This is a genomic window from Burkholderia pulmonis, from assembly GCF_984667975.1.
Genome location: NZ_OZ480188.1, coordinates 1,112,700 through 1,138,288 on the forward strand (window position 1 = coordinate 1,112,700; position 25,589 = coordinate 1,138,288).

The 25,589-nt window shown below is 67.5% G+C and carries 23 protein-coding genes; 9 read left to right on the top strand and 14 right to left on the bottom strand.

Annotated features, from left to right (window positions below; translation table 11 throughout):
* Window positions 1–346: 346 nt before the first annotated feature.
* The 5 genes from ansP (at window position 347) to AC5LXK_RS36500 (ending at window position 7,479) form a co-directional block, all read left to right on the top strand.
* Window positions 347–1,837 carry an L-asparagine permease gene (ansP, locus tag AC5LXK_RS36480; RefSeq protein ID WP_493394484.1) on the top strand — a complete coding sequence of 497 codons (1,491 nt, stop codon included), beginning with the start codon at window positions 347–349 and terminating at the stop codon, window positions 1,835–1,837.
* A gap of 753 nt (window positions 1,838–2,590) precedes the next feature.
* Window positions 2,591–3,367, top strand: coding sequence for a Crp/Fnr family transcriptional regulator (locus AC5LXK_RS36485; RefSeq protein ID WP_493394485.1), 777 nt, complete (start codon window positions 2,591–2,593; stop codon window positions 3,365–3,367).
* A 127-nt stretch (window positions 3,368–3,494) separates the two neighbouring features.
* Window positions 3,495–5,918, top strand: coding sequence for a putative bifunctional diguanylate cyclase/phosphodiesterase (locus AC5LXK_RS36490; protein ID WP_493394486.1), 2,424 nt, complete (start codon window positions 3,495–3,497; stop codon window positions 5,916–5,918).
* Window positions 5,915–6,652 carry an iron-containing redox enzyme family protein gene (locus AC5LXK_RS36495; protein ID WP_493394487.1) on the top strand — a complete coding sequence of 246 codons (738 nt, stop codon included), beginning with the start codon at window positions 5,915–5,917 and terminating at the stop codon, window positions 6,650–6,652. Before AC5LXK_RS36490 ends, AC5LXK_RS36495 begins: the two co-directional genes overlap by 4 nt.
* Before the next feature lie 83 nt (window positions 6,653–6,735).
* Window positions 6,736–7,479 (top strand): response regulator transcription factor, encoded by a 744-nt coding sequence (locus AC5LXK_RS36500; protein WP_493394488.1) that lies wholly within the window; start codon window positions 6,736–6,738, stop codon window positions 7,477–7,479.
* Between the two features lie 268 nt (window positions 7,480–7,747).
* On the opposite strand, the gene AC5LXK_RS36505 is transcribed toward AC5LXK_RS36500, so the two are convergent.
* The 14 genes from AC5LXK_RS36505 to AC5LXK_RS36570 all read right to left on the bottom strand — a co-directional run bounded on the left by AC5LXK_RS36505 (window position 7,748) and on the right by AC5LXK_RS36570 (window position 20,956).
* The gene (locus AC5LXK_RS36505) at window positions 7,748–8,629 is read right to left on the bottom strand and encodes an endo alpha-1,4 polygalactosaminidase (protein WP_493394489.1); all 882 of its coding nucleotides are present in this window, start codon (window positions 8,627–8,629) and stop codon (window positions 7,748–7,750) included.
* Between the two features lie 359 nt (window positions 8,630–8,988).
* A complete protein-coding gene (locus AC5LXK_RS36510) occupies window positions 8,989–9,576 on the bottom strand; it encodes a GNAT family N-acetyltransferase (RefSeq protein WP_493394490.1) in 588 nt (195 codons plus the stop codon).
* Window positions 9,577–9,585: 9 nt separating this feature from the next.
* Complete coding sequence (locus AC5LXK_RS36515; protein ID WP_493394491.1) at window positions 9,586–10,455, bottom strand: class I SAM-dependent methyltransferase; 870 nt, start codon at window positions 10,453–10,455, stop codon at window positions 9,586–9,588.
* A gap of 47 nt (window positions 10,456–10,502) precedes the next feature.
* Window positions 10,503–11,675 carry a citrate/2-methylcitrate synthase gene (locus tag AC5LXK_RS36520; protein WP_493394492.1) on the bottom strand — a complete coding sequence of 391 codons (1,173 nt, stop codon included), beginning with the start codon at window positions 11,673–11,675 and terminating at the stop codon, window positions 10,503–10,505.
* Window positions 11,676–11,689: 14 nt separating this feature from the next.
* Complete coding sequence (locus AC5LXK_RS36525) at window positions 11,690–12,361, bottom strand: class I SAM-dependent methyltransferase (protein WP_493394493.1); 672 nt, start codon at window positions 12,359–12,361, stop codon at window positions 11,690–11,692.
* A gap of 44 nt (window positions 12,362–12,405) precedes the next feature.
* Window positions 12,406–13,851 carry an MATE family efflux transporter gene (locus tag AC5LXK_RS36530; protein ID WP_493394494.1) on the bottom strand — a complete coding sequence of 482 codons (1,446 nt, stop codon included), beginning with the start codon at window positions 13,849–13,851 and terminating at the stop codon, window positions 12,406–12,408.
* Window positions 13,844–15,079, bottom strand: coding sequence for a phenylacetate--CoA ligase family protein (locus tag AC5LXK_RS36535; protein WP_493394495.1), 1,236 nt, complete (start codon window positions 15,077–15,079; stop codon window positions 13,844–13,846). The genes AC5LXK_RS36530 and AC5LXK_RS36535 overlap by 8 nt, the downstream gene beginning before the upstream one ends.
* A gap of 25 nt (window positions 15,080–15,104) precedes the next feature.
* A complete protein-coding gene (locus AC5LXK_RS36540; RefSeq protein WP_493394496.1) occupies window positions 15,105–16,571 on the bottom strand; it encodes a class I adenylate-forming enzyme family protein in 1,467 nt (488 codons plus the stop codon).
* Window positions 16,568–17,842 carry a beta-ketoacyl-[acyl-carrier-protein] synthase family protein gene (locus AC5LXK_RS36545; RefSeq protein WP_493394497.1) on the bottom strand — a complete coding sequence of 425 codons (1,275 nt, stop codon included), beginning with the start codon at window positions 17,840–17,842 and terminating at the stop codon, window positions 16,568–16,570. Before AC5LXK_RS36545 ends, AC5LXK_RS36540 begins: the two co-directional genes overlap by 4 nt.
* Window positions 17,839–18,936 (bottom strand): beta-ketoacyl synthase N-terminal-like domain-containing protein, encoded by a 1,098-nt coding sequence (locus tag AC5LXK_RS36550; RefSeq protein ID WP_493394498.1) that lies wholly within the window; start codon window positions 18,934–18,936, stop codon window positions 17,839–17,841. Before AC5LXK_RS36550 ends, AC5LXK_RS36545 begins: the two co-directional genes overlap by 4 nt.
* A 95-nt stretch (window positions 18,937–19,031) precedes the next feature.
* Window positions 19,032–19,388: an acyl carrier protein gene (locus tag AC5LXK_RS36555; RefSeq protein ID WP_493394499.1), complete on the bottom strand. Its 357-nt coding sequence runs from the start codon at window positions 19,386–19,388 to the stop codon at window positions 19,032–19,034.
* Window positions 19,389–19,413: 25 nt separating this feature from the next.
* Entirely contained in the window at window positions 19,414–20,142 is a 729-nt protein-coding gene (locus tag AC5LXK_RS36560) for an SDR family NAD(P)-dependent oxidoreductase (RefSeq protein WP_493394500.1), read from the bottom strand.
* Window positions 20,139–20,510, bottom strand: coding sequence for a hotdog fold domain-containing protein (locus AC5LXK_RS36565; protein ID WP_493394501.1), 372 nt, complete (start codon window positions 20,508–20,510; stop codon window positions 20,139–20,141). Before AC5LXK_RS36565 ends, AC5LXK_RS36560 begins: the two co-directional genes overlap by 4 nt.
* Window positions 20,507–20,956, bottom strand: a complete 450-nt coding sequence (locus tag AC5LXK_RS36570; RefSeq protein WP_493394502.1) for a hypothetical protein — start codon at window positions 20,954–20,956, stop codon at window positions 20,507–20,509. Before AC5LXK_RS36570 ends, AC5LXK_RS36565 begins: the two co-directional genes overlap by 4 nt.
* A gap of 377 nt (window positions 20,957–21,333) precedes the next feature.
* On the opposite strand from AC5LXK_RS36570, the gene AC5LXK_RS36575 reads away from it, so the two are divergent.
* The 4 genes from AC5LXK_RS36575 to AC5LXK_RS36590 are packed head-to-tail and all read left to right on the top strand — an operon-like array spanning window position 21,334 to window position 25,502.
* Window positions 21,334–22,041, top strand: a complete 708-nt coding sequence (locus AC5LXK_RS36575; protein WP_493394503.1) for an ABC transporter ATP-binding protein — start codon at window positions 21,334–21,336, stop codon at window positions 22,039–22,041.
* Complete coding sequence (locus AC5LXK_RS36580) at window positions 22,038–23,435, top strand: ABC transporter permease (RefSeq protein WP_493394504.1); 1,398 nt, start codon at window positions 22,038–22,040, stop codon at window positions 23,433–23,435. The genes AC5LXK_RS36575 and AC5LXK_RS36580 overlap by 4 nt, the downstream gene beginning before the upstream one ends.
* A gap of 15 nt (window positions 23,436–23,450) precedes the next feature.
* Entirely contained in the window at window positions 23,451–24,236 is a 786-nt protein-coding gene (locus AC5LXK_RS36585; RefSeq protein ID WP_493394505.1) for an outer membrane lipoprotein-sorting protein, read from the top strand.
* Between the two features lie 3 nt (window positions 24,237–24,239).
* Window positions 24,240–25,502 carry a hypothetical protein gene (locus AC5LXK_RS36590; protein WP_493394506.1) on the top strand — a complete coding sequence of 421 codons (1,263 nt, stop codon included), beginning with the start codon at window positions 24,240–24,242 and terminating at the stop codon, window positions 25,500–25,502.
* Window positions 25,503–25,589: the final 87 nt, after the last annotated feature.

The window sequence follows — 25,589 nt, forward strand, 5'->3', positions numbered from 1 at the left end:
CGACCGCCTTCAGCGCCCGGTCACGAACCTGACGCCCGGGCCGGCGAGGGCCGCCGCCGGCGATTGTACGGGTATCCGGTTACGTGCTATCGGGCGACCGTGCGCCGCGTGGGGGCTTCGGCACACGCCTGAAGCGGGGCACAGGCGAACCCGTATGCACGGATTCGTGCAGGCGCAGTCCAATTTTGCATGCCATTTGTGAACCGAAATACGGCTGAATACTTTCGTGGCTGACCGTGCCCGTCGCGATCGTCCGCGCGTCGTCGCCGGGCGGAGGGCGCGGACAGACCCTGATCGCCACGCGATCAGGTTGAACGCGATCACGCAAGCGCACAAGGACACAGTCATGGCATCGATTCCCGACCCGTCGCCGACCGGCGAAACCGACAAACGCAGCTGGCTCGAATCCCACGAGGCCGGCTATCACAAGACCCTCGGCAATCGGCAGGTTCAGATGATCGCCATTGGCGGGGCCATCGGCACCGGCCTCTTCCTCGGGGCCGGCGCGCGACTGCAGGCCGCGGGGCCGGCGCTCGCGATCGTCTACCTGGTGTGCGGCGTGTTCTCGTTCCTGATCCTGCGCGCGCTCGGCGAACTCGTGATGCATCGCCCGAGCAGCGGCAGCTTCGTATCGTACGCGCGCGAGTTTCTCGGCGAGAAAGCGTCGTTCGTTGCCGGCTGGATGTATTTCCTGAACTGGGCGATGACGGGCATCGTCGACATCACCGCCGTCGCGCTCTACATGCATTACTGGACGCCGTTCGCGGGCGTGCCGCAGTGGATCTTCGCGCTCGTCGCGCTGTGCATCGTCGCGACGATGAACCTGATCGGCGTGAAGTGGTTCGCCGAGATGGAATTCTGGTTCGCGTTGATCAAGGTCGCCGCGATCGTCCTGTTCCTCGGCATCGGCGCCGCGATTCTCGGCACCGGCGGGCACGTCGCCGGCCACGATACCGGCCTGCACCTGATCACCGACAACGGCGGCCTGTTTCCGCACGGCCTGATGCCCGCGCTCGTGCTCGTGCAAGGCGTGGTGTTCGCGTTCGCGGGGGTCGAACTGGTCGGCACGGCCGCCGGCGAATGCAAGGATGCGCGCAAGGTACTGCCGCGCGCGATCAACAGCGTGATCTGGCGTATCGCGCTCTTCTACGTGGCGTCGGTCGTGATGCTCGTATGCCTGCTGCCGTGGAGTGCATACCGGGCCGGGCAGAGCCCGTTCGTCACGTTCTTCGGCGCGCTCGGCGTGCCCGGGATCGGCTCGGTGATGAACCTGGTCGTGCTGACTGCCGCGCTGTCGAGCCTCAACTCGGGGCTGTACTCGACCGGGCGCGTGCTGCGCTCGCTGTCGATGGGCGGCTCCGCCCCCGCGTTCCTCGGACGAATGAGCGCGGCGTCGGTGCCGTACGCGGGCATCCTCGTGACGGTCTCCATCTATGTGGTCGGCGTGCTGCTCAACTACCTCGTGCCGTCGAGCGTGTTCGAGATCGTGCTGAACGTCGCCTCGCTCGGCATCATCAGCACGTGGGGCTTCATCATCGTCTGCCAGATGAAGTTCCGCGCCGCGGTCAGGCGCGGCGAGGCGGACGACGTATCGTTCCGGATGCCCGGCGCACCCGTGACCTCGTGGCTCACGCTGCTGTTCCTGCTCGGCGTGCTGGTATTGATGGCGTTCGACTATCCGAACGGGACGTGGACGATCGCATCGATCCCGCTGGTCGCGCTGCTGCTCGTGGCCGGCTGGCGATGGTTGAGCGGACGCACGCGGCGCACGTCGCTCACGCCGACGATTCCGTCGGTAGCGCTCACGCAGAACGTGCTCGAGCAACGCGACCGCTGAACGTCCGCGCGGCGACTCGCGGGCACGGACGGCGTCGCGCGGGCCTGACGGCGGCCATCCGCGCACCGTCGTCCGCGTCACCCTCGCGCTGCGCGTTGCCGCGCCCTCGCCGCGCCGCAAACACTTTCCGCGCGATCCCGCGGCCCGTCCTCATCCCGTCCTCATCCCCGCCCCTCGCCACGACGACGACACGTATGCCGTCGTCCTGCGCGTCGCTCACGCAATCGGTGTCGGCAACCGGCACGTCGCTGCCGGTCCAGCGTTCGACGATCTCCCACCCGCTTGCCTGCGTGTGCGCAAACCTTCGCGAATACGTGTCGCAGGTTCGCGATTTCCTGAATCCTTGCCTTCCCGGCCGGACCGCAACTCAGCGGGTCGGTGACGATTGTCGTCGGCGCGCCGGGGCGACGAGCCTGTACGCGCTTGACGGCCCATTTCGGCATGCAGGGGGGCTTGCCCGGATTGAAACGAATCGAATTCAGGCTGCATTGCGAATCATTTCAATTACATTTGTATGAATAAATAACATCTTCGAAATTACGTCTCCGCCGACGCGATCAAACCTGTGCGCGACACATGATTCAGCACCGCATTACGTGGATTGCAAAATTTCTTCATGTAATAAATGCGAATCACGACGTGTCATCGGAGTGCGTGATACCTTTTCGGCGAATAACCAGAAAAATAATCCGAACGGATCAGGAGAGAGGAGTCAATGACCCAGGGCCGCAACACGATTGGACGAGGTACGCCGTGACGCATCGGGCAAACGATGTCATCGAATTGCCGCGTGCACGCGATGCCAATCACTTTCTTTCTTCACTGGACGAAGCCAGCTACCGGACACTGGCGCCGCACATGCGGCTCGTTCGCATCGAGACCGGTCGTGTGCTGTATGACGTCGACGTGAATCTCGAATCCGTTTATTTTCCCGTGACGACGGCCGTTTCCATCCAGTCCCTGCTGACAAGCAAAACGACGCTCGGCGTGGCGGAGATCGGTCGCGAAGGGGTGATCTGCGCCGACGTCATTGGCGGCGACAGTGCGATGCCCCGTCGGGTCGTCGTCTATCGCGGCGGATTCGCCTATCGGATCGACACGGATCGCTTTGCACACGTCTGCGACGCAACGGCGGCCATGCGCTGGCTGGTATTCCTGGGTGTCCAGATCGTGCTCGCCCAAATCAAACAGACCCTGTTCTGCAGCCGCCACCACTGCATACAACATCAACTCTGTCGATGGCTGCTGATTGCGCACGAGCGCACGCGGAGCATCGAAATCCCGGTGACGCACGGAATGCTGGGGCAGATCCTCGGCGCGCGGCGCGAAACCGTCTCCTCGGCCGCCCTGGCGCTTCAGCAAGTCGGCCTCATCCGGCAGCATCGCGGCCTGATCGTCCTGGTCAATCTGGCGAATCTCGAACAGGCCGCCTGCAACTGTCATCGGCTCGTCCGGGATGAAGTGCGCCGTTGCCTGGGCACGGGCGCCCCCCTGCCGGCGGTATCGGCAAGCCAGTCGCGGGAAATCTAGCCGATTTCATTCTGGATACCTGGCCATGTGGATCAGGACGACCGGGGCACCATGCGATCCCGGGCATCCCCGGCAATCCCCAGGACGGTGACGTCGAGAATAATCATAAACGGGCAGTGCCTGGTGTATGGAAAACATCTCTAGATTCAGGATCCGGAATCAGCGCAGCTTATTCCGCGCATGGCCATGGAGCCCGGCATTGGGGATTTTCCCGATCATTGCCGTGGTCGTCGTGCTGGCGGGATTTGTCGTTGTGAGCCTGATCATCGTCATGTCTCTACGCGTCTATGTCGGTGGAGAAAGCAACTGGTCAAAAGCCCAGAAGGACGAAATCATTCTTTTAATGCGCTACGGTGAAACCGGAGACGAAAAGCTATTTAATGAATACGCGACGATCGACGACAGGCTCCGGCACCTGAGCGTTGCCCGCGAGGCCATGATCGCCTCGCCGCCCGACCGAGCGCTCGCCCAGCAGGCGATGATCAATGCCGGCATCAATCGGGCCGATGCGGCCGTCGCCGTGTGGTTCTATCCGGTTCTGAGCAGCTTCGCACACATGGATGTCGCTCTGCGGTACTGGGAAGACGCCGATCGCGAACTGATCCGGCTGCATGACGTCGCCGGCGAGTGGCAGGCGGCCGTGCTGGCCGGCAATGTCCGGAACCGCAGCAGCTTCGGCCAGCGGATCTGGGACATCAACGCACGCATCGCGCCCCTGCCGAAGCGGTTCTCCGACGAGCTGAACGCGGAATTCCGTTCGGCGGTCATCCAACTGTTTCTGTCATACATCGCGGCGTCGCTGCTCATCGTGGTCCTGTCGATCCGCTGGGCCGGTCGGGCGCAACATCAGCAGATGTCGATGCAGACCGAACTCGACCGAAGCCAGGCACTGGCGGAAGCCGCGCTCCGTTCGGTTGCCGATGCGATCATCACGATCGGCTTGACGAGCGGCATCGAGACGGTCAACCCGGCGGCCGAGCACTTGCTGGGCGCAACCTCGAAGCGTTGCGTCGGCCAACCCGTCGACGACGTACTGGACCTGATCGATACATCGACCGGCATGTCGATCAAGCTGTTGCCTTCGCTGAGCAACAGCGGCGACAGCACGTTCACGCGCGACCTCGAGCTGATTCGCCGAAGCGGTACCCGTGTGGCGGTCAGGGCGTCGCTGTCCAGGATGAACAGTACAACCGGCCGCTGCGTCGGCTACGTGCTGATCATGCGCGACATGACACGCGAGCATCAGCTGATCGAAACGCTCACGTGGCAAGCGTCGCATGACGCGTTGACCGGGTTGATCAATCGTACTGAATTCGAACGGCACCTCGGCGAAGTGCTGGTGCGGCGCCAGCCGGCCACACTGCTGGTGCTCGATCTGGACGGCTTCAAGGAAGTCAACGACGTCTGCGGCCATGCGGCCGGCGACGCGCTGCTGCGGGATGTGACGGCGGTGTTCCAGCGCTGCCTCGGCAGCGACGACACATTCGGCCGGCTCGGCGGCGACGAGTTCGGCATTCTGCTCGCCGCAACCCGGGATGGCAGATCGGAGCACGGCAAGGCCGAGCAGTTGCGTGCCAGCCTGGAGAATTTTACGTTCAGTCGGGACGGCGAGCATTTCAAGCTGAGCGTCAGCATCGGCATGCTGGATCTCGCATGCTCGCCCGAAAGCGTCGAACGGACCATGCAGCTCGCGGACGCGGCCTGCTATGTCGCGAAGGATCGCGGCCGCAACCGCGTGCACGTGGCGGACCAGCATGACATGCATTCGGGACGCCAGGCGTACCACATGCAATGGAGCCGCCGCGTCAATGCCGCGCTCGAATCGAACGCGTTCCAGCTTTACGCGCAGGGCATCGTGCCGATCCAGCCGACGCAAGCGAACCGGCAGCGTGTCGAGATCCTGCTGCGTATTCCCGACGTCGACGGAAAACTGATTTCACCGGTGTTCCTGCCCGCGGCCGAACGGTACGGTCAGATGACGACGATCGACCGGTGGGTGGTACGAACCGTCATCCGGAGGCTGGCCCGAGCCGCGCGACCCGGCGATGTCGAGTGCAACGTGAATCTGTCGGCCATGTCGATCAGCGACGATCGATTCGTCGAATTCGTGACGGCCGAGCTGTCTTCTTCGGGGCTCGACCCGTCGCTGCTGTGCTTCGAGATCACGGAAACGAGCGCGGTTCACAACCTGGAAGTGGCGTCGCGCTTCATGCACGAACTGCGCGACCTCGGGTGCTGCTTCGCGCTCGACGACTTCGGCGCCGGCATGTCGTCGTTTGCGTACCTGAGAAAACTGCCGATCGACTACCTGAAGATCGATGGCGGCCTTGTATCCGGCATGAAGACCGACCGCGTCAAGCACGGCATCGTGTGTGCCATCAACGATATCGCCCATCTGATGCAGTACCGGACCGTCGCCGAGCACGTCGAGGATGCGGAGACGGCGGAGATGCTGCGCCTGCTGGGCATCGACTACTGCCAGGGGTACCACTTCAGCCTGCCGGCACCGTGGCAGGAAGAGACAATTCAACCTCATGGAGACAAGGAATGACGGTTCCGTTCGAGTTGACGGGCGATCTGATGGATTTGGGCAACTACCCGGCCTGGGTGCGCGAGATGGTGGGTGCGACGGACGAACTACGCGAGCGCGTACGAGCGCATCCGGTATTCGCCGAAATGAGCAAGGGCCGGCTGAAACCGTCGCAATTGCAGACGTTCTTCGTGACCGGCTGGGCGGTGGTCAGCCAGTTTCCGGAATACATGGCGATGAACCTGCTCAAGACGGCGGCGTTCCGTTCGCGCGGTGAAGAGAAGGCGCGGCGCTACCTGATCCGCAATATCCGCGTGGAGCAGAATCACGTCGATCACTGGATCAACTGGGCAGCCGAATCAGGCGTGTCCGCCGAGACGCTCCTGCACGGCACGGCGCCGCTCGCCGGCTTCTCGCTGAGCCACTGGTGCTGGAAGAGCAGCAACACGGATCCGCTCGCCGCCAGCATGGCGGCCACCAACTATGCGATCGAAGGCATCACGGGCGAATGGAGCGCCGCGCTGTGTGCCACGCAGTACGAAACGCAGTTCGATCCGGCGGTGCGCCGCCGTGCCATGCGCTGGCTCGCGTTGCACGCGAGCTATGACGACCGTCACCCGTGGGAAGCGCTCGACATCGTGACGACGCTGCTCGGGCAATCGCCGTCGGCCGCGCAGGTCAGGGAGGTCGGGCAGTCAGTCCGCAAGAGCCTCGATTATTTCCTGACAAGTCTCGACTGTTGCCTGCATGCGTAACCGCTGTCTACCGTCAGCCCGTCCGGCCGACGTGATCCGGGGGCCCGGCCATCTGGGCCGCCATTGCGTCAGCCCGGTTCGCCATGATCGACCAGATACTCGTCGTTGAGCCCGACTCGGGCATGCGCGACAGGCTGCGCGCGTGCCTGCACGGCTATCGGTTCGACACGTCGACACTGCACGACGCTTCGATGCTGCTGACGCACGTCGACAGGCGCCCGCCGTCGCTGATCGTGCTGCGGGTCGGCGATCCGGTCGCCCGCGCGTACGCCGCGCTCCAGGCGTTGCGCGAAGCCGGCCACGACATGCCGGTGATCGTGCTGAGCGACTCGGCGTCGATCGCCGACAAGGTCGTCGCGCTCGAGACTGGCGCCGACGACTACCTGGTCGATCCGTTCGACCTGATGGAGTTCGTGGCACGCGTGCGCCGCGCGGCGCATCGCTATCGCTCGTCCCCTTCCGGCTCGCACGGGCAGCCCGCAAGACGCACACCGTACCGGTTCGGCGAGATCGAGGTGGATTTCGTGAACCGGCGGGCAACGCGAGCGGGAATCGATCTCGGACTGCGCGCGAGCGAGTTCGCGCTGCTCGACGTGTTCGTTTCTCATCCGATGCGCGTGCTGTCCCGCACGGAGATCCAGTCGTTACTGGGACAACGCGCGGAGAGTCGATCCGTGCACGCGCTGGCCGTGCTGGTGTTCCGGTTACGCGGCGTCGTCGAGCAGGCGACCGGCGATTACCACTACATCCGGACTGTCCGCGGGAAAGGATACGTTTTCACGCCCGCCGGCGAGCAAAACGGCGACAGCCCGGACGACGCCACCTGACCCGCGCCGAAATCGGCCCGGGAAACCCGGGGGATCCAGCCCCGGACGCGCGAACAAGCCGTGTGCGCTGACTGATGCGCCGCCCGTGAACCGGCACGCCGCTATTTGCCCGGTGCGCTGTCCCTCCGGGGCCGATCGGTGCGTAAGCGGAATTCCCGGTGACGGCGGCGCTTGCCTCCTCACCAAAACCGGATGCGTCGGGCGTGCAGGCCACGGGAATCCGTATCTCGACACCCTCGTCCGAGGGTCGATCCGCGCGGCCCGCCGCTCACTCGAACCGGCACGCCGCGCGCGGCAGCGCCGCAAGCGTATCGCTCGACCATTTCAGAATGCCGTCGAAATTGGCCTGGTTGTCCGCCGGACAGAAATCGGCGAGCGTCATGCCGTCCGGGCGCGTGTACTCGACGTTGAACACGGCCTTGTTCAGCGTGACGAAACTCGCGTAGCCGTCGCACTCGTGGAACCTGTTGCACTGTTCGTTGAGCGCCCAGTCGGCGACCTTCGCCATCGCGGTGGCGATCCCCGAGCCGTTCTTGAGCCCCATCGACATCCCCCGATCGTGCGCGGCGGCGATCAGCGCCGTGTTGTAACGCAACTGGTCATCGCGCGTCAGCGGAAAACCCGTTTCCTGCCGATAGCTGTCGTCCAGATCCGGTTCGATGCCGTCGCAGCCCTTCTTCTTCGCCCGATCGAGACGCGCCAGCATCAGGGGCATCAGGATCGTCGTCTGGCGGATGTCCAGCCAGCGCTCATGATCCTCGTATCCTTCGACCGGGTTGCCGAGCACGCTGTCGGGAAACCGGCCCGCATCGCTGCGGCCGTCTTCGCGGCCGCCGGTTTCCATGTAGCAGACGACGTAGATGCCCTTTGCCTTCAGGCGCTGGATCGTCGCCGCATCGGTCTGCTCCATGTCGACGTCGAACATCTTGCGGGGATTGTTCACGCCGTCGAGCACGGTCTCGTTGATCGTGTTGCCGTCGATCTGCCATTGCCAGCTCGTGCCGGGTACGAGCGGCTTCCATGCCGTGGCCGGCGACGCGCGCGTGGCGGCCGCCGCGATGGCGGTGCCCGGTGCGGACGCGTCCCCGTCGCCGCCGCATGCGGCAAGCAACAGCATCAGCGCGATTGAAGCGAGCGATCTTGCAGACATGGCGAATCCTTGGCTTTATTGGCGGCGTGTCGGGATGCGAGGCGGCGAGGCAAAGACGGGCAGCGGGATGCAGGCAGGGCATCGGCCGATGCCGGGGTGGTACGGGAATCCGGGAGGTGCGTCCGAATGGTAGGCAGGAACCTCGAGTCGATCTGTTCCGATTTGTCGACTTTTGTGGATGCAGCGGCGCCAAACGGCCCCGCATCACGAACACGGAGAGCGCACCAAAGAAGAAGTGGCGGCTCGCGAAATACGCCGGAGGACAAGAGCAATCCGCTCCGTCCCGTTGATCCTTCAGCGGACGCGCCCCGATGACCGCCCGCCTTCGCGCTCGACGATGCCGCGCGCCGCGTCGCGCGTCACGCTTGGTACGGCCCGTCTCCCGCCACCCGGTAGCGGAAATACTGCTTGTCGACCCACTCGACGCCGCGTCGCCCGTCGCCGAGCATCTCGCTCATCTCGTTCTGCACCCGCACCGAGCCGAACGGCTCGAACCCGAGCCGCTGGTAGAGCCGGTGCGCGGCAAGCGCATTGCCGTTGCTGCGCACGATGATGTCGCGGTAGCCGGGCGCAGCCTCGCCGACGCAGCACCGCACCAGCGCCTCGCCGAGCCCGCGCGAACGCCAGTCCGGAGCAACCGCCAGCTCGGCGATCGACATCACGGGCCCGCTGCCGAGCGTCGCGCGCAGCGACACCGGCAATTTGCGGTCGTAGCCCGCATCGGCCGACAGCAGGAAACCGGCCAGCGCGTCGCCGGCCACCCACAGATGGCAACGCGCGGCATGCTCGGTGAACAGTCCATAGATCCAGCCGCGCTCCGCCGCCTCGTCCAGGTAGTGCCCGGCATACGGCCCCGTCGTAAACGCGTCCATGTACAGCGCGAGCACCTGCCGCTCCCACGCGTGGAACAGGCCGATTCCGCCGGAACGAATCTCGCTCGTCGTCATCCCGCCCTCCTACCAGTCGAGCTGATAGGCCGTGCTCACCAGCAGCGACGAGCACAGCGTGGCCAGCTTCACGAGCGGCAGCCCGGCCGGATCGAAGCCGTAGTTCGGATAGAAATACTGGCCGAGCCCCTGCACCTGCCGCTCGATCACGATCACGCGACGATCGCGCGGCGCCGTCTCGATGATCCGTTCGACGATCTCCACCTTGTTCTCGATATGAATCGACAGGATGACGATGTCGCACGCACCGTAGTCGTACGCCGCGCCGTCCGCGTGAACCATCTCGATCGCCGCGCGGCGATAGCGCGCGGGGTGCGCTGCGCACAGGTGATCGACGAACCGCTCGCCGGTCCTGAGCGACTCCTCGCTGAGATCCAGCCCGACGATGCGGGCGCCGCTGAACGACTGCATGAACAGGAGCGACAGCGGCATCCCGCCGGAGCCGACCATCGCCACCGTCGAATCGGCGGACATGTCCGACAGGAAGATCTCGGTTCGCGCGAGCAGCCGGTAGATCTCCGCGTAGTACTCCTTGATGATCAGGAGCAGCCCTTCGCTCGACGGCCCGGCGCGCAGCACGTCGCTCATCTGCCGCTCGAAGCGGACCTCGTTGTCGAGCGACAGCGCCTGAAAGCGTTTCATGTACTCGCGCACCGTCGCGTCGCGCAGGAAGCGCTCGGTCTCGTTCGCATCGAGCACCGGGGACAGCAGGTAGTTGCGGATCAGCAGCGTCTTCGCGAAACACGCGCGCAGGTCGTGCCGGTCGGGCGAGACGAACATCTCGTCGATCCAGCGATGGATCTGCGTCTTCACGAAGTCGATGCGGTGCTGGGTATCGTTGGCCGCGCAATGCGGCGCAAGCGGCAGGTTGGTCAGCATGTCGGTGTCGATCCAATCTCGGGTTGAGGGGCGCCGGCGAGCCGGCGTCAGATCCAGGCCTTCGGCAGCGCGGCGAGGCGTTCGCGCGCGACCGGCCGGGTCTGGCCGAACGGCGGGTGCGCCCGCTTCTGCAACGCGTGCGCGAGCATCGTCGGCATCCGTGCGAACAGGAACACCGGCGTGGCCAGCACGGCGGGCACGCCCAGTTCGAGCAGGATCGCCGCGGCGGCCGAATCGATGTTCGGCGGCAGACCGCGCAAGTCCTGCATCGCACCGCATACGGCCCGGTACGCATCGAACGCCGCGCCGTCGACACCCAGCCGCACCGCGTGGCGCTCGAGCGCGGCCGGCCGCGGATCGCACTCGAGCAGCGGATGGCCGAAGCCGGGAATCCGGTCGCCCGCCTGCACGCGCTGCGCGACGCGATCGCGAATCTCCGCGGACGGTCGGCCGACGAGGCTCGCGAAAAACCGCGTCGCGTCGCTGCACGCTCCCACGTGCGCGGAACCGCTGCCCGTCAGGCCCGCGATCAGGTTCAGGTCGATGCTCGCGTAGGTGCTCGCCGAGAAGCGCGGCAGCGCGATGGTCGGCGCGACGAGACCGAAGCCGCCATGCAGCGCCACCAGCAGCACGTCGAACAGGCGGGCCTGTGCATCGCGCGATTCGCCGCCGCACAGGCAGTCCAGCACCGATGCGCTGAAACCGCGCGCGGCGTCCGTCGGCCGCAGCCGGGCCGGCGCCTCGTCGTCCACCGCGCGCCACACCGCCAGCAGGCGCGGCAATGCGGCGACGATGCCCAGGCCCGTCGCCACGTCGTCGTCCTGCCCGATGCCCGACAACGCGTCGGGCCACGCAACCGGCCGCGCCTGCGGCCCGGCGGCCAGCCCGGCCGCGATCGCCGCGACGAGGAACACCTCGGGCCGGCGCTGACGGCGGGCCAGTTGCGTGGCGAGCAGGCCGTCGTCGGACGGCCCGTCGTCGGCCAGCCGCGCCGCCAGTGCGCGGTCGAGGGCGCGCACGTCACCCGAGTCCGGCATCCGGCCCGCGAGCACGTGCAGGATCGCGGCAGTGAAATCGACGGACTCGATCAGCTGCAGCAGATCGACGCCGCGTACCGACAGCCGGTCGGGCGAGATCGACACCGCATCGATCTCGCCTTCGTCGCGTGCAGCGCGCGGACGGGCGGCGTCCGGCGCCGGAAGGTCGTGATCGGTTCGCATCGGCAATGCTCCGCTTACTGCCGTGCCGGTTTCGCGATCAGCACCTCGAAGCCGATCGCGAGCATCCCCGACCCCTTCGATACGCTGGCGTGCTCGCCGATACCGGCTTCATGCAGGTGTCCGACCGATTCCGCGACCGTGAACTTGCCGTCGAGATGGACCGGATGAACGCCCGCGGCCGCGCGCCGCTCGTTGAAGAACGCGAGCGCCTCCGGCGCCGGATCGCTGCAGGGTTCGTGAATCAGCGCGAAACCGCCGGGCGCCAGCGTGCGGAAGATCTCCCGGTACGCGCCGACCGGGTCGGCCCAGTGATGCACGACCGAACGGCCGATCACCGCGACGAACGTGCCGTCGTCGAACGGCAGCGCGTGGACGTCGCCCGCGCGGATCGCGATCCGTCCTTCCAGCCCTTCAACGCGCACGTTCTGCTCGGCGCGCTGCACCATGTCGTCGTAGTAGTCGACCCCGACGAAGCCCAGCGGCGCGAGCGACGGGACGCGGGCCAGCTCGATCAGCGTACGCGCGGTACCGGTGCCGACATCGAGCAAGCTGCCCGATGCGATGCGCCGCTGCGCGAGCTCGTGCTCGACGCGCTGCACCAGATTGCGGTTCCATTCGAGCGTGAACGTGTCGACATAGTGATCGTAGGTGTCGGCGTTGACTTCGGCGGGGGTGTTGGTACGCATGCAGGTCTCCAGTCGTGAGGTCTAGGGGTACAACGGTCGTGGAATCATCCGGCTGCGGGGCGTGCGCCGGCCGGAGGTGCGGCAGGCGCGGCGCCGAGCCTGCGCATGAGCCGCAGGAAAATCGTCAGATACACGGCCTGGCGCACGACGCTCACGCCCGCGAGCAGCGCGAACAGCTGGGTGAGCGCGAGATGGTGCGTGACGCCGAGGTAGATCGCACCCGGGGTGACGATCCATGAAAAGAACAGTCCGAGCGCCATCGCGCGCGCCGGGCGTTCGAGAATCTGGAAGCAGCCCGTCACGAGGTTCGTCAGCAGATAGCTGAAGACGAACAGCGGCACGTAGTCGAGCAGCGCGGTCGCGACCGCGATCACGCCGGCGTCGGACGCGAGAAAACGCAGCGCGAACGAGCGCAGCAGGAAGAACGCGATGCTGATCGCCGCGGTGAACAGCACGCCCAGCAGCATCACCGACTGCAGGGCCGCGCGGGACGGCGCACGGCTGCGCACGAGATGGCCGATCCGGATCATGAACACCATGCTCAGGCCCTTGATGAGGATGAATCCGATCGTCATCAGCTCGAAGCCGATGCCGTAACCGCCGATCGCGCGCACGCCGTAGCGGGCGATCAGCGAATAGACGGCCGTATTCGCGAGAAAGGTCAGCGCCTCGAGTGCGGCCGAGGGCAGGAAGATGCGCAGCAGCCGGCGCTGCGTCGGCCATTGCACGCCGGGGCGCGGCAGCACGACCTGCTCGCGGCGCAGCCGCGGGCGGATGCAGCGGACGCACCAGCCGAGATACAGGCTCTTGGTGATCCACGAGGTCAGCGCGAGGCCGAACAGCTGCAGCGACGGATGCTGGCCGAACAGCCCGAACACGAGCAGCGGATCGAGGACGTTGTTGACCACGCCGCATGCGATGCTGATGCGGGCGGGCGACTTGGTGTCGCCGTACGTGCGCATCGCCGCGGAAAGCGCGGTGCTGAGCAGCGTGAGCGGAAAGCTGCCGATCACGAGCGCGTAGTAGCCGAACATGCGTTCGCCGTGAAAATGGCCGCCGGAAATGAACGTCATCAGCGGCGCCCGCGTGCCGATCAGCACCAGCACGACCAGCACGCCGATCGCGCCCGCGAACACCAGGCTCTGCACGAACAGCCGGCCCTGGTCCTCGCGCGGCGCCTTGGCGAACACCGCGACGAACGACTCCTCGAAGCTCTTGCCGAGCAGGAACAGGAACGTCGCCACGCTGCCGTTGACGAGCGCGAGCAGCGCCATGTCCTCCGCCGGCAGGTCGCGAATCCAGCGATAGTCGAACAGCGTCATGCAGTAGCCGAAAATCGACGACAGCACCATCGGATAGAGCATCAGCCAGGTCGCGCGCACCTCGGCCGCGAACTGCCGCATGCGGTCGGCCCGCGACGCGCGCGTCGAAGCCAACGCAGCGGACGCAGCGGACGCGGCAGGCGCGGCGGTAGCGCGATCGTCAGACATGGACATGCCTCTCGTCGATCAGGCGCGGCAGCTTCTGGCGCGCGGAGAAGCGCAATGCGTCCCGACCGAGCACGTCGAGGCGGCCTTCGCCCTTGTCGATGCATTCGCGCACGTCCTCGATCTCGAGCAGCACGCCCGCGAGCCGTGACGCGAGCGGCACGAGCTCGTCGTCGCCCAGGTCCAGCGCGACCGTCAGGCAATCGCGCCCGTGCGCGTCGGCGGCCAGGCGAAACTGGCAATCGAGCGGCCGGCCGACGCACGCCGCCAGCCGCTGCGCCAGCAGCTCGGTGCTGACCAGGTTGCCCGCGAACTTGAAGCGCTGATCGGTCCGGCCCTCCAGCACGACGACCGAGCCGCCCTCGCCGCACGTGCAGCGCACCGACGGCCCGACGCGCACGCGATCGCCGATCCGGTAGCGCAGCATCGCGAGGCCCGGGTTCGCGCGGCTCGTCACCAGGAGTTGCCCGTCCTCCTCCTCGAGGAAGAACCAGTCGTCGAGCACGTGGTAATGCCCTTCCGCGCAGCGCGGCGTGTGATAGCCGAGAAAGCCCGTTTCGGTCGCGCCGTACAGCCCGAAGAATGCGACATCGCGCCAGCGCCGCCGCACGATCTCGCGCTTGCGCCCGGTGAACGCCTCGCCGGTATAGAGAATCTTCGTCACGTCGAGATCGACACCGTGTGCATCGAGCAGCCGCAGGCATTGCAGCACGCTCGTCGGCGTGCCGACCAAAACGTTGGGGCGGGCGCGGCCGATCAGGTTCAGCATCGCGGGCAAATCGGCGCCGTATGCATCCAGCCGCCCGATCGGGAGTACGTTCGCGCCGATCGCTTCCAGCAGCCGGTTCACGCCGTCGTACAGCGTGGAAAAGCCGCCGGCGGTAAACAGGTTCGCCACCCGGTCGGTCGGCGCGATCGCCGTGCCCGCCAGCGCGTTCGCGAGCGCCCGGCCGTAGGTCGTGTCGGGGCGCCTGCGCGCCGGCGCGTTGAGCAGCAGCTTGACCTCGCCGCTCGTGCCCGACGTGGTGTAGAACGTGGCGCCGGCGAGACCGTCGTGATCGAGGCGGTCCAGCACGCGCCGCTTCAGGTCGTCGGCCGTCTCGATCGCGACCTGCGTGCGGAAGGCCGCGTAGCTGGCCACGCCCGTCGGCAGCAAACGCGCATAGCGGGCATCGTACGAAAGCGCTTCGCTCACGGCGGAGGAATCGAAGCGGGTCGTGCGCTCGGACATCGTGGGCTCCAGGTTCAGGCCGCGGTCACGCGCTTTCGCGCAGGAGACGCAATGAGATCTTGCCGGTGCTCGTGACCGGAAGGTCGTCGACGAACAGCACGTCGGCGATGCGCGGATACAGCGGGAACGCGGCCCGGTAGCGGCTCAGGATGCGCGCCTTGAAATCCACGTCCGCACCGGCCGGCGTCAGGCCGGGCACGACGAACACCGTCAGCGCGCCGGTCTGCGGATCGGCGAGAAAATAGCTCTTCGCGATGTCGTCGAACGCATCGAAATGCTGGTGCAGCAGGCTGACGTTGATGAGCCGGCCGTTGCACTTGACCGTCTCGTCCCGGCGGCCGACCCAGAACACCACACCGTCGTCGCGGCGGAACACCAGGTCGCCGGATTCCAGCGTCGTGAACCGCCGCAGGCTGCCGTCGGGCAGCAGATAGCCGTGCATCGCATACGGCGTCCGGTAAAGCAGATGGCCGGGCTCGCCGGGGGCGCACGGCCGGCCCTGCGCGTCGACGATCGATAGCTCGATGCGCGGGTCGATCGGGCGGCCCGGCGCGAGGACACCTTCGAAGCAGTACGAATCGACGTGCGGCAGGTCGTCCGGCGTGAGCGGCAGCGCGAAGATCCGCGGCCCCGATTCGGTCTGGCCGAAGTTGTTCCACACGCAGGCGCCGAGCGCGAGCAGGCGGCGCACCTGCGCCGCGTAGATGCGGTCGGATGCATTGAGCACGACGACGCCGTCGAACCGCATGCCCGGCGTCGCCTCGGCCAGGTCGCACACGCGCTCGGCGATGCTGCGGATCAGCGGCACGAAGCGGATCCGGCCGCTACCCAGGTAGCCGAGCACCTCGTGCGCGGTCAGCGACGCCCGTTCGAGCCAGACGGTCGCGCCGGCCAGCAGGCCGTTCATCATCGTCGAGAAGCCGTACATGTAGTGCGTGGGGAACATGCACAGCACGCCGTCGCCGGGCTGCACGCCCAGATAGCGGCCGACCGCCAGCGCATTCTCGACGAGCTGCGCTTCGTCGTAGACGACCAGCTTCGGCGCGCTCGTCGTGCCCGACGTCATGAAGACGATCTGCGCGCGCGGCGCGCCGGGCTCGGCCCACGCGAACGCGTCGGGCCCGGACGCTTCGGCATCGGCCATGGCCGGATCGAGCACGACGACCGGCAGCCCGTCGCACGCGATCGACCGCGTCGCGACGACCGCGAGCGCATCGAGCCGGTACTGGCACAGCGCGGCGGACAGCATCTTCGGGTCGCACAGGACGATCCGGCAGCCGAGCGTCGACGCGAGCAGCGTGAACAGAAAATAGTCGAACCCCGAGAAGCCGACCGCGATCAGGCAACCGCGCCCGCGCAGGTGCGGCTCCAGCGTGCCGAGCGCGCGCCGGGCAGCCCTCAGCCGTGCGCGCAGGTCTTCCGCCGTCAGGCGCGCCCCGTGCAGCACGATCTGCCAGTTCGCCTCCCGGGCAAGCAGCGACGCGAACTTCATGCGGCGGCTCCTTCCAGCACGAGGGAGGCCGCGAGGCCGCCCATGCCGAACGAATTCTTGAGCACGCGCCGCGCATCGCTCGGCGTCGGGGCGCGCACCACGTTGACGGGGCATTCCTGCGCCTGCTCGTCGAGGTTGATGGTCGCCGGAATGAAGCGCTCCCGCAGCCCGATCGCCGTGTTCAGCACTTCCATCGCGCCCGCCGTCGCGATCAGGTGGCCGTGCTGCGACTTGTTGGCGGTGACGGGCATCCCGGGCCGCGTCGGGAAGATCGCGCGGATCGCCTCGGATTCATGCTTGTCGTTGAGCACCGTCGACGTCCCGTGCGCGTTGACGTAGTCGATATCGGCCGGCGCACATCCCGCATCGTCGAGCGCCCGCTGCATCGCGAGCCGCATCTCGAGCGACTGCAGGTGCGGGATGACGATGTGCTCGGCGGCCAGGCTTGCCCCGTAGCCGGCCACGCGCGCGAGCGGCGTATCGCCCCGGGCGCGCACGGCCGATTCGCGCTCGATCAGGAACAGCACCGCGCCTTCCGCGAGCACGAAGCCCGAGCGACGCACGTCGAACGGCCGCGACCGGTGCCGGGGATCGAGATTCAGGTCGGTCGAGATCACGTCGAGCGATTCGAGCCGCGCGAGATTGAGCGGATTGACCTTGCCCGACACGCCGCCGACGATGGCCGCGTCCACCCGCCCCTGGCGCAGCGCGAGCATGCCCATGCCGATCGCCTGCAGCGACGCGGAGCACAGGCCCACGTGCGCGAGCGCGCAGCCGCTGAACGGAATGTGGCGATGAATCGCGCCGAACACGGAGGTTGCGTCGCCGCTCACGAACTCGCTCATGCGCATGTGCGACACGAGCACGCGGATCAGCGCGTCGCGCGATTTGTCGCCGTTGACCTTGTCGACGAGCTCGAGCGCGCTCTGCACGTCGGTGGCCGGTACGTCGACGCCGACCAGGCAGCCGATGCGCTCCGGCGCGTAGTCGCGCACGACGAACGGCGCCTGCGCGAGCAGCCGCGCGGCGGCGAGATCGCCGTACAGCTGTTCGGTCGCGATCCGTCGCGACGAAGGCCAGCGCACGCGCTCATTGCCTTCGTCGGGAACGCCCGCGTGCTGGGTCGTATAGGTCGAGCAATCGAACTTCTCGATCTTCCGGATGCCGGAGCGGCCTTCGCGCAGCGCGGCATGCAGTTCGTCGTAGCTGCCGCCGAGCGGCGTGACGGCGCCGAATGCACTGATGACGATTGCGTCCGATCGCGATTTCATCGCCCCACCCCGCTCAGCTTGCGCACCAGGATCGCACCGAGACCCGACGACACGCCGATGCCGTTGACCAGCACCGGCGCGCCGACCGGGATGGCCGGGTCCGCGATCGCGAGGACCAGGTCGATCAGGTTGTTCGCCCGGCCGGTATAGCCGACATGCGGCTTGTACGCGTGCACGACGGCGTTCGGCCACGCATGCTGCACGGCATTGCGCTCCGCCTTGCCGAGCGACGGTTCGCCGTTCTGGTACAGCACGACGTGCGGCACGCCGAGCGCGGCCTCGCCGGGAAAGCGGGCGAACAGCTTCGACCAGTCGGTGCTCGACACGGACGTGTCGGGCTTGTACAGCGAATGCACGTCGAGCACCTGCGCGCAGGGTGTACACCCGTCGCGCGGCGTGCGTTCGACGACGGCGCCGACGGCCCCGAACGCGGGCACGATGCCGACCGGGTGCGACGTCGTGCGCAGCAGGCCCATCTTCTCGAACGCCGCGACGTTGTCGGCCGACGTCATGTCGCCGACGGCCGCGATGACCGCCCGGTCGATCGCGCCGCCCTCGATCTGCCGGTGCGCTTCCTCGAGCGCGCACAGGCTGGTCAGCGACATCCGTTGCAGCGGATAGCCTTCGCCGCGCAGCGCGAACAGCTTCGATATCTGGTACAGCGCGTTGGTGGTCAGCAGGCGCAGCATGTCGAGCGGATTCAGGTCCGCCTTTACCTCGCCGAAGTAGCCGCAGCCGTCGAGGCCGTGACGCGCGTGCAGCGGCGTGAGCACGGCCATCGTCGCGTCCTCGCCCTCGACCCCCGTGAATACCGCGAACCGCTCGCGCTCTTCGTCCGTGTAGGGCCGGCCGGCCGATGCCGCGTCGAACGCCTCGGCCGCCACCTGCAGCGCGAGACGCGAGCCCGGATTCAGCAGCGAACGATCCTCGCGCGCCATGCGCTGCACGAGCGGAAACGGCAGGTTGGCGCGCACGTAGTCGCCGGGCTTCTCGGCCGGCGCGAGCGGCGCGCGCGCGGCGAAGTCGACGTCCAGCAGCGACGCGATGTCGGGAAAAGCGGCCGTCGCGATGCCGAGGCCGGTGATGTACGACATGGCAAGTCCCCATTCACGTGAGTCGAAAACCGGGCGGGCGCGCGATGCCGCGCCGCGCGGTGCGGCGTTCCCGCGGCGCGGTCGGAATGCCCGGGTCAGCTGAACTGCGCGATGCGGCGCTCGATGTAGTTCACCGAGAAGTGCTCGTAGAGATCCTGCAGGCTGCATTTCTCGTGACCGTTCCAGCTCATCACGTCGCACACCTGGCGCCAGCCGGCCTCGGTCCACTCGGTGCCGGTGTGGCATTGCGGATCGAGCAGCATCCGGTTGAACGGCCACAGGTTTTCGAGGCTGATGCGGTTGTCCACCTTGTCCTTGAGCTCGTAGCACAGGTCGACGTAGTCGATCGAGCTCATGTTCAGCTCGCGGAACAGCGACGCGGAGTCGGCCACCTGTTCGGGACCGCTCAGATAGAGGATTTGCGCGACGATGTTCTTGATGTCTTCCTTCATGGTCCACTCTCCTTGATTCACTGGGTCAGCCACTGATGTTTTCGCCATTGCCGAGATCGACGACGCTTCCCGTCGTTGCGAGCGAGCCGTTCGCGAGCAGCAGGACCGTGCGCGCGACCTGGTCGGGCTCGAGGATCTTGCGCATCGGAATCTGGTGGTAGAACGCCGCGGCGTCCTGCGACGCGAGAAAACGCTCGAACAGGTCGGAGCGCACGAACCCCGGCGCAACCGCGTTGACGCGCACGCCGAAGCGCGCCATCTCGAGCGCGAGCGTTTTCGTGAAGCGCTCGATCGCCGCCTTCGACGCGCCGTATGCGCCGTTGCCGGTCTTCGGCTTGCGCGCGGCGATCGACGACACGTTGACGATCGCGCCGCGCCGGCGCGACTGCATCCCGTCGCCGAACGCATGGCAAAACGCCATCGTCGCGCCGAGGTTGATCCGCAGCGTTTCCCAGTAGCGGGCGAACGGGCTGCCGATCAGCAGCGCATCGTCGTTGACGCCCGCGTTGTTCACGAGCACGTCGACGGCCGCTTCCGCGTTCACGTGGTCGGCGAACGCCTGCACGGCGTCCCAGTCGCCGCCGTCGACCCGAAAGCCGCGCGCCGCGCCGTCGTACGCGCGCTCCAGTGCATCGGCCAGTTCCGGATTCGATCGGTAGGTGAAGTAGACGGTGTGGCCGTCGGCGATCAGCGCGTCGACGATCGCGCGCCCGATCCCGCGGGTGCCGCCCGTGACGATGGCTAGCTTCGTCATGCGGCGTGCTCCCAGCTGAGGATGCCGTCCATCACGCCCTGCCCTTTGGCATTGCGCAGCTCGACGTGCGCGGTGGTGCGCGCCCCGTCCTGCTGCAGGCGCCGCAGGCGCGCGGTCAGGCGCTCGCCCGGCCGTACCGGGCAGATGAAGCTGATCTTGCGGAGCGTGAGCGCCGGAGTCGGCCGGTTCGCCGCGAGGCCGAGCGCGTCGAACAGCATCGTGATCGCCAGGCTGAGGCTGAACGAACCGGGCAGCACGGGAAACTGCTCGAAGTGCTCGTCGAAGAGCGGCGCGGCGCTCGCCACGTCGATCACGCCGAACTGATCGCCGGTGATCGTGGCCGCCGGCGTTGCGACGGCGGGCATCATGGCCGGTCTCCCGGCGCGGCCGACACGGGCAGGCGGGCCGGCATCAGCGCGACGAACACGGTCCCCGATGCGACGGCCGGATACATGCCGGCATCGGCGTCGCGCGCCGACACCTCGACGCGATATCCGTCGCCGTGTTTCGCGACGGTGCCGGCCAGCGCCAGCCGCGGATAGCCGTCGACGCGGTGCAGCGTCAGCTCGCGCAGCTGCGCCGGCACCATCAGCGCCGGCTCGCCGTGCATCGTGCGCGCCGCCTTGACCGCGAACTGGTGCAGCGCCTCGATGACGAGCAGCGCCGGCTGTGCGCTCGACCAGTCGTCATACCGCCGCGGATCCGCGTCGCCCGCGAAACGCGCGGGATCGGACGGATCGCGGATCACGCGACAAAGGGCAAGAAAGCCAGGCCGCGCCGTCTCGCTCCCCCTCTCAAACCTGGTATGGCTCATTTTTATGCCTTGTTATGTCTGTGTTTTGGCTTCTCGCACCCCGGTGACCGCTCTCACGTCGGCCGATGTCGTGCGGATCAAGTGCTGATCGGCTGCGAGTGTATCGATTCGTCGCCGAAAGAAACGATCATGCGACCAATTGCAGAAACGGGCGACGAACCGCGCGTGGGGCCGATGGAATGCAACGCGGTCGCGCGGCCGCCGACGGGCCGCGACCGGCTCGCCGCACCGCTGCGCGGCAGCGCTCGCCGACGGCCGCCGTTCGTCGCGAAGGAATGCCGTTCGTCCGCGCGTTCCGCCGTTCGTCGCACTGCGCAATACGGGGCCGCGGTTCCCGCTAAGGTGGCGACATCGATCGAATACCCTGGGAGGTGTCCGTGTTGGCGGCCAGCTTGAGTCATGTCACGAAAACCTATGGAACCGGCCCGCTCGCGGTCGCGGCGGCCGACGATGCGTCGCTCGATATTCTCGCGAACCGCTTCACGGTGCTGTCGGGCCCGTCCGGCAGCGGCAAGACGACGTTGCTCAACCTGCTCGGCGGCATCGATCGCCCGACGCGCGGCGCCATCACCGTCGCGGGCGAGCGAATCGACGCGATGCGCGAGAACGCGCTGGCCGATTTCCGCGCGCGCCACGTCGGGTTCGTGTTCCAGTCGTTCAACCTGCTGCCCGTGTTCAGCGCGTTCGAGAACGTCGAATATCCGCTGACCCTGCTGGGCGTCGCCCGCGCGCGGCGACGCGAACGGGTGCTCGCGCTGCTCGACGCCGTCGGCATGGGCGACAAGGCGAATCGCCGGCCCGGCCAGTTGTCGGGCGGCCAGCAGCAGCGCGTCGCGATCGCGCGCGCGCTCGTCACCGAGCCGGCGCTCGTGCTGGCCGACGAGCCCACCGCCAACCTGGACAGCGCGACGGGCGCGACCATCATCGCGCTGATGCGCACGATGCAGCGCGAGCGCGCGACATCGTTCGTGTTCTCGTCGCACGACCCGCAAGTCGTCGCCGCCGCGGACGACGTCGCGATGATCCGCGACGGCCGCGTCGTCGAAACCCGCTCCGCCGCCCCGCACGAGGAGGCCTGCCAATGAGCCTCTGGGTTCTCGCCTTCCGCAACCTGCTGCGCAACCGCCGCCGCTCGTCGACGACGCTGCTCGCGATGGTCGTCGGCCTGACCGCCATCCTGCTGTTCGGCGGCTATGCGCGCGACATCAATTACGGACTCCAGACCAGCTACGTGCGCCAGGGCGGCCATCTGCAGATCCAGCACCGCGACTACTTCCTGTACGGCAGCGGCGACCCCGTCTCGTACGGGATCGCCGACTACCGGAAGATCATCGACACCGTGCTCGGCGATCCGGAGCTCGCGCGCGAGGTGACGGTCGTGACGCCGGTGCTGACGATCAACGGCATCGCCGGCAACTTCGCGGCGGGCGTATCGCGCACCGTCTCGGGCAGCGGGATCGTCGTGGCCGACCAGAACCGGATGCGGCAGTGGAACGACTACGGCTTCGCCGACCGGGCGACGCCTCTCGCGCTGACCGGCAGCGCCGCGAATGCCGCCGTGATCGGCACGGGCGTCGCGCGCGTGCTGCGCCTGTGCGACGCGCTGCGGGTGCCCGATTGCCGCGATCCGGTGACGGCCGCCCCGGCCGGCGCGTCGGACCTGCCCGACGACATCGCGTCGCTGTCGCAGGCCGAGGCCGCCGCGAAACCCGTGCACCGCAGCGGGCTCGCCCGTCTCGAACTGCTGACGTCGAATGCGTACGGCGCACCGAACGTCGCCGAACTGTCGGTGATCGCGGCGCAGAAGCAAGGCGTCAAGCAGATCGACGACATGTTCGTGCAGGTGCACCTGCCGCAGGCGCAGCAGCTCGTCTACGGCAGCGGCCCGAATGCGAAGGTGACTTCCATCGTCGTGCAACTGAAGCACACGGCCGATCTGCCGGCCGCACGCGCACGCATCCGGACGCTGCTGCGCACCCGGCTCGCGGGCGAGCCGCTCGAGGTGCTCGGCTTCGCGACGCTGAATCCGCAATACGGCCAGGTCACCGGCATGTTCGGCGCGATCTTCGGCTTCATCGCGGTGCTGATCGCCACGATCGTGCTGTTCACGGTCGGCAACACCATGAACATGGCCGTGATGGAGCGCACGCACGAGATCGGCACGCTGCGCGCACTCGGCCTGCGCGGTGCCGGCATTCGGCGCCTGTTCGTCTGCGAAGGGTGCCTGCTCGGCCTGTGCGGCGCGGTTGCGGGCACCGTCCTCGCGCTCGCGGCGGGTGTCGCGATCAACCGCGCCGGCCTGCACTGGACGCCGCCCGGACAGACCGATCCGGTCGCGCTGTCGGTACGCGTGTGGGGCGAGTTCGGGATGATCGCGCGCTACGCGCTCGGCGTGACGGTGGTCGCGACGCTCTCGGCCTGGCTGCCCGCGCACCGTGCTGCCCGCCTGCCGATCGTCGACGCGCTGCGTTTCGCCTGACCAGGAGCCGCCACCATGAGATTTCCGATCCGGATCGTGCGCGCCGCCGCGATGCTGCTCGCGATCGCCGCCACCGCGGCCGCGGCCGCGGACCCGTCGGCGCAACAGCTGCTCGCGCAAAGCGACGCGGTGCGCAACCCCGACAAGCCGTTCGGCCTGACGACGACGCTGCTCGAATTTCGCAACGGACAGCAGACGGACGCCGAGGTGCTGAAGATCTACTCGAAAGCGGACCCGGCAACCCGCCAGTTCCGCACGCTGGTGCAGTTCGTCGCGCCGGCTCGCGACGCGAACAAGCTGATGCTGAAGAACGGCAACGACCTGTGGTTCTACGATCCGTCGAGCCAGGCCAGCGTACGGATCTCGCCGCAACAGCGCCTGCTCGGCCAGGCCGCGAACGGCGACGTCGTGACCGTCAACTGGGCAAGCGACTACGACGCGTCGCTCGCGGGCGAGGAGAACGTGGCGGACGGCGAGCACCAGACCCGGCACTGCTACCGGCTGCGCCTGACGGCGCGCGCGCCGGACGTCACGTACCACGCGATCGACCTGTGGATCGCGAGCGACACGAAGCGGCCGGTCAAGGCGCGCTTCTTCGCGGCAAGCGGCAGCGTGCTGAAGATTGCGTACTACCGGCACTACCAGGATCAGCTGGGCGCGGCGCGGCCGACGGAAACCGTCATCATCGACGGGCTCGATCCCGGCTGGGTCACGGTGATGCGCTACTCCGACTACGCGTGGCGCGACATTCCGGACGCGTGGCTGCAGCGCGCGTACCTGTCGCGCTTCAAGGCCGACTAGACGATGGCGCGATCCCGGATCGCCGTGCTGGTCTGCGCGGCGGGCCTCGCGACCGCGCAGGCCGCGCTCGCGGCCGACGACGCGGACGGCGACGCGCTGCGGCTCGCCGACACGGCGACGGCGGCGCCCGTGACGCCGAGCAACTGGCGCGGCACGTTCGAGGCGGCCGTCGCGAACTACACGGCAGCGAGCCAGACCGGGCCCGTGACGCTCAACGACAACGCGCGCGTGTCGAACACCCTGTCGTACGACGGCACGTTCGGCAACTGGCGGGCAATCGTTTCGAATCGCTTCGATGCGGGATGGCGCGCGGGCACGTCGCAGTACAACGCGGTCGACACGCTGAAGCAGGCCTACGTGAGCTGGCAGGCGAGCCCGAACGCGATCGTCGACGTCGGTCGCGTGAACCTGCGCGAAGGCGTCGCGTCGGGCTTCAATCCCACGGACTTCTTCAAGGCCGGCGCGCTGCGCTCGGTCGTGTCGATCGATCCCGAGAGCCTGCGCGAGAACCGGCTCGGCAGCGTGATGGCGCGCGGGCAGCTGCTGTGGAGCGGCGGCTCGATGACCGCCCTGGTGTCGCCGCGGCTCGACACGCATCCGAACGATGCGACCTTCAACCCCGATCTCGGCGCGACCAACGCGCGCACCCGCTACATGCTGAGCGGGTCGCAGCGGCTGTTCGGCAACTTCTCGCCGCAGTGGCTGCTGTACGGCGGCGAAGGCATCGCGCCGCAGCTGGGCGTGAACGCCACCACGCTGATCGACGATGCGACGGTCGGGTTCCTCGAATACGCGATCGGCCGCGGCAGCGCGGTCGCCGATTTCTCGCGGGCCGCATCGTCCTGGGCCTCGAAGCTCGCGACGGGCGTCACTCACACCTTCGCGAACAAGCTGTCGCTGACGCTCGAGTACGACTACGACGGCGCCAGCGCGAGCGCCGCCGCGTGGCGGGCGCTCCAAAATGACCCGTCGCGATACTGGCGCTATCGCGACACGGCGAGCATCGCGCAGGAGCTGATGACGCGGCGCTCGCTGTTCGTCTACGCATCGATGCCCGACGTCTTCGTCCAGCATCTGGGGCTGACCGCGATGGCGCGCTACAACCTCGACGACCACAGCTACTTCACGTGGCTCGAAGCGCGCTATCACTGGCCGCGCAGCGACTTCGCCGTGCAATGGCAGAGCAACCACGGCTCGGCGCGCAGCGTCTACGGCGCGCAGGCGCAAAGCGAGATCGTGCAGGCGATCGCGACGTTCTTCTTTTGAACCGGGAAACGAGGGAAGCGCGGCCGCCGGCACGCATCATGCAAAACGCGCCCGGCGCGATGCGTCGGGCGCGGAAGGTAGCGCGGA

Bases quoted from the DNA above. Each gene is read 5' to 3' on its own strand.
- AC5LXK_RS36540 (WP_493394496.1), bottom strand. From the start codon at position 16,571: ATGAAGTTCGCGTCGCTGCTTGCCCGGGAGGCGAACTGGCAGATCGTG.
- AC5LXK_RS36535 (WP_493394495.1), bottom strand. From the start codon at position 15,079: ATGTCCGAGCGCACGACCCGCTTCGATTCCTCCGCCGTGAGCGAAGCG.
- AC5LXK_RS36590 (WP_493394506.1), top strand. From the start codon at position 24,240: ATGGCGCGATCCCGGATCGCCGTGCTGGTCTGCGCGGCGGGCCTCGCG.
- AC5LXK_RS36580 (WP_493394504.1), top strand. From the start codon at position 22,038: ATGAGCCTCTGGGTTCTCGCCTTCCGCAACCTGCTGCGCAACCGCCGC.
- AC5LXK_RS36500 (WP_493394488.1), top strand. From the start codon at position 6,736: ATGATCGACCAGATACTCGTCGTTGAGCCCGACTCGGGCATGCGCGAC.
- AC5LXK_RS36520 (WP_493394492.1), bottom strand. From the start codon at position 11,675: ATGCGAACCGATCACGACCTTCCGGCGCCGGACGCCGCCCGTCCGCGC.
- AC5LXK_RS36490 (WP_493394486.1), top strand. From the start codon at position 3,495: ATGGAAAACATCTCTAGATTCAGGATCCGGAATCAGCGCAGCTTATTC.
- AC5LXK_RS36515 (WP_493394491.1), bottom strand. From the start codon at position 10,455: ATGCTGACCAACCTGCCGCTTGCGCCGCATTGCGCGGCCAACGATACC.
- AC5LXK_RS36525 (WP_493394493.1), bottom strand. From the start codon at position 12,361: ATGCGTACCAACACCCCCGCCGAAGTCAACGCCGACACCTACGATCAC.
- AC5LXK_RS36565 (WP_493394501.1), bottom strand. From the start codon at position 20,510: ATGATGCCCGCCGTCGCAACGCCGGCGGCCACGATCACCGGCGATCAG.
- AC5LXK_RS36505 (WP_493394489.1), bottom strand. From the start codon at position 8,629: ATGTCTGCAAGATCGCTCGCTTCAATCGCGCTGATGCTGTTGCTTGCC.
- AC5LXK_RS36510 (WP_493394490.1), bottom strand. From the start codon at position 9,576: ATGACGACGAGCGAGATTCGTTCCGGCGGAATCGGCCTGTTCCACGCG.
- AC5LXK_RS36560 (WP_493394500.1), bottom strand. From the start codon at position 20,142: ATGACGAAGCTAGCCATCGTCACGGGCGGCACCCGCGGGATCGGGCGC.
- AC5LXK_RS36585 (WP_493394505.1), top strand. From the start codon at position 23,451: ATGAGATTTCCGATCCGGATCGTGCGCGCCGCCGCGATGCTGCTCGCG.
- AC5LXK_RS36545 (WP_493394497.1), bottom strand. From the start codon at position 17,842: ATGAAATCGCGATCGGACGCAATCGTCATCAGTGCATTCGGCGCCGTC.
- AC5LXK_RS36530 (WP_493394494.1), bottom strand. From the start codon at position 13,851: ATGTCTGACGATCGCGCTACCGCCGCGCCTGCCGCGTCCGCTGCGTCC.
- AC5LXK_RS36555 (WP_493394499.1), bottom strand. From the start codon at position 19,388: ATGAAGGAAGACATCAAGAACATCGTCGCGCAAATCCTCTATCTGAGC.
- AC5LXK_RS36570 (WP_493394502.1), bottom strand. From the start codon at position 20,956: ATGAGCCATACCAGGTTTGAGAGGGGGAGCGAGACGGCGCGGCCTGGC.
- AC5LXK_RS36550 (WP_493394498.1), bottom strand. From the start codon at position 18,936: ATGTCGTACATCACCGGCCTCGGCATCGCGACGGCCGCTTTTCCCGAC.
- AC5LXK_RS36495 (WP_493394487.1), top strand. From the start codon at position 5,915: ATGACGGTTCCGTTCGAGTTGACGGGCGATCTGATGGATTTGGGCAAC.
- ansP (WP_493394484.1), top strand. From the start codon at position 347: ATGGCATCGATTCCCGACCCGTCGCCGACCGGCGAAACCGACAAACGC.